A 1,513-nucleotide genomic window follows, 5' to 3' on the forward strand; every position below is an offset into this window, starting at 1 on the left:
TTTTAACTCCTGAAATCTTAAATTTTTTATCTATTATAGGTATAGTTACGGTATTAATTGCTAGTTTATCAGCTTTAGTTCAAAAAAATATTAAATGTATATTGGCTTATTCTACTATGAGTCAAATTGGTTATATGTTTTTGGGATTAGGAGTACAAGCTTGGTATGCCGTTATCTTTCATTTAGTGGTGCACGCTATATTTAAAGCTTTGTTATTTCTTTCTGCAGGATCGGTTATTTTATCTTGTAATAATGAAAAAAATATTTTTAAAATGGGTGGTTTGTACAAAGAATTATTCCTTGAATATACATGTTTTTTACTTGGAGTAAGTTCGTTAATTTCTTTTCCTATTATCAGCGCAGGATTTTATAGTAAAGGTTCTATTTTATTAGAAGTATATCGATATCAAAATTTTTATTTTTTAATAATGGCATTAATAGGAACTTTTTTAACTGCTCTATATGCATGTAAGGTTATTATTTTAGTTTTCCATGGTAAAAAAAATGTTCTTGTCGTTAAAAATAAATCTTTAAGTTTCAAGATTCCATTAATCATATTAGGAATATTTTCTACATTTATAAGTTCTTTTATAGCATTACCTTTATCTAATGTTTTTTTAAAACATAGTTTTTTAGAATCTGAAAAAGTAACATTAGAGTGTTATTCTAGTATATTGACAATCATTGGTATTTGTATTGCATATAATATATGGATTAAAAAGAACAGAATTATTTTATTCTTAATAAGTACTAAGTTAGTAAGTTTTTTTCATAATTTTTGTTTTAATGGTTTTTATTTTGATTATTTATATTATTTATTTTTTACAAAATTGTATTTAATAATATCTAATTTATTATCATATGATCCATGTAAATACGTAATAAATATTCCTGTGAATTTTTTAATTTGTTGCAATAAAAAATTATTAATGACTGTTAACGGTTATTTACGTTGGTATGTAACATCAATGATTATGGGTACAACAATTATTTTGATTTTAATATTAATTTTTTTCCGGTATCATTTTATATTTTTTTACTAAATATGGGCGATAATATTTATTAAATTTAATGAACAAATACTTAAGATAAAAAACATAGGAAAATAATTAACATGTTTCTTTTATTATTAATTATAATCCCTTTTTTTGGTGCTGTATTATGTTGGCAATCAGAACGTGTTAATGTTCAATTGCCACGTTTGGTTGCATTAATTACAATGGGAATAACACTGATATTTACATTCCATATTTGGGTAAATAGTTTTTTTTTAGTTTCTCGAAAAACATTATTTTCGAAATCTTGGATTTCTGAATTTTTAGTTCCTTGGATTCCCAGATTTGGTATTGATTTTCATTTAGGAATTGATGGATTATCTATTTTAATGGTTCTTTTGACAAGTTTTTTAGGAATTATATCTGTTTTGTGTTCTTGGAATGAAATTAAAGAACGTCAAGGTTTATTTTATTTCCATTTAATATGGTTATTAGGATCGGTGTTGGGTATTTTTTTA

At 23.6% G+C, this 1,513-nt stretch carries 1 protein-coding gene and 1 pseudogene; both read left to right on the forward strand.

What is annotated here, in order from left to right; genetic code table 11:
• The coding region (locus LDP10_RS02855) for a proton-conducting transporter membrane subunit (RefSeq protein WP_265197240.1) at positions 1-1,043 on the forward strand (1,043 nt) is incomplete at its 5' end.
• A gap of 71 nt (positions 1,044-1,114) precedes the next feature.
• A pseudogene (locus LDP10_RS02860) lies at positions 1,115-1,513 on the forward strand (NADH-quinone oxidoreductase subunit M); the annotation flags it as partial.

The sequence above is a fragment of the Buchnera aphidicola (Pemphigus obesinymphae) genome, assembly GCF_026122815.1.
Classification (GTDB): domain Bacteria; phylum Pseudomonadota; class Gammaproteobacteria; order Enterobacterales; family Enterobacteriaceae; genus Buchnera_C; species Buchnera_C aphidicola_BJ.